Genomic DNA, 1,193 nt, shown 5'->3' on the forward strand with positions numbered 1-1,193 from the left:
TTTCAGGAGGAGCAGATATGTCAGGAGTAGTATTGAAAAAAGTGGAGAAGCAATATCCTAATGGATTTAAAGCGGTACACGGAATAGATTTGGAAATAAAAGATGGAGAATTTATGGTATTTGTAGGACCGTCAGGTTGTGCAAAATCCACAACACTTAGAATGATAGCAGGACTTGAAGAAATAACAGGAGGGGAAATATATATAGGAGATAGGATTGTAAATGATGTACCTCCAAAAGACAGAGGAATAGCGATGGTGTTTCAGAATTATGCTCTTTATCCTCATATGACGGTATATCAGAATATGGCATTCGGTCTTAAATTGAAAAAGACTCCGAAAGAAGAAATAGACAGGAGAGTAAGGGAAGCGGCGGAGAAATTGGAAATAACCGAGCTTCTTGACAGGAAGCCTAAGGAAATGTCGGGAGGTCAGAGACAGAGGGTAGCGTTGGGAAGAGCGATAGTAAGAAAACCGGAAGTATTTTTATTTGACGAACCGTTATCAAATCTTGATGCGAAGTTGCGAGTGTCTATGCGTGTAAGGATAACACAGTTACATCAGGAATTAAAAACGACGATGATATATGTGACCCATGATCAGGTAGAGGCAATGACGATGGGAGATAGGATAACGGTAATGAGAGCGGGAAGAATAATGCAGGTAGACACACCGTTGAATTTGTATCATTATCCTGCTAACAGGTTTGTAGCAGGTTTTATAGGTTCACCGACGATGAATCTTGTAGAAGGAGAACTTAAGGAAAAAGGAGGAGGGGTATATATAGACATAGACGGGTCGGAGATTATGCTGTCAGAAGAAAAAGGGGAGAAAGTAAGAGGTTATGTAGGTAATCGTGTAATATTTGGGATAAGACCTGAGAATATAAGTTTAAGTGAGGTAGAAGATGAAGTATCGAAAGAGGGTGAAATAAGTGTAGTGGAACAGATGGGAAATGAAGAGTATATATACTTTACTTTAAATGGTCGTCAGATGACATGCAGACTAAATATAGAACATGTAGGAGATTCGGTATCGAAGAAAGGAAAGAGAGTGTTTAGATTTGACACAAGTAAGGCACATATATTCGATATAGAAACAGAAGAAAATATCAGTCTGTAAATATAAGGTGATAAAAATGAAATATATTAATATTATAGAGTCATTTTATCCTTCTTTAAGTAAACAGGAAAA

General features: G+C 37.6%; 1 protein-coding gene. It reads left to right on the forward strand.

The window, feature by feature from the left end; translation table 11 throughout:
- Positions 1 to 17: 17 nt before the first annotated feature.
- On the forward strand, positions 18 to 1,121 hold the full coding sequence (locus EII29_RS11250; RefSeq protein ID WP_125237592.1) for an ABC transporter ATP-binding protein: 1,104 nt from the start codon (positions 18 to 20) through the stop codon (positions 1,119 to 1,121).
- Positions 1,122 to 1,193 lie beyond the last annotated feature (72 nt).

The organism is Leptotrichia sp. OH3620_COT-345 (assembly GCF_003932895.1).
GTDB lineage: Bacteria > Fusobacteriota > Fusobacteriia > Fusobacteriales > Leptotrichiaceae > Pseudoleptotrichia.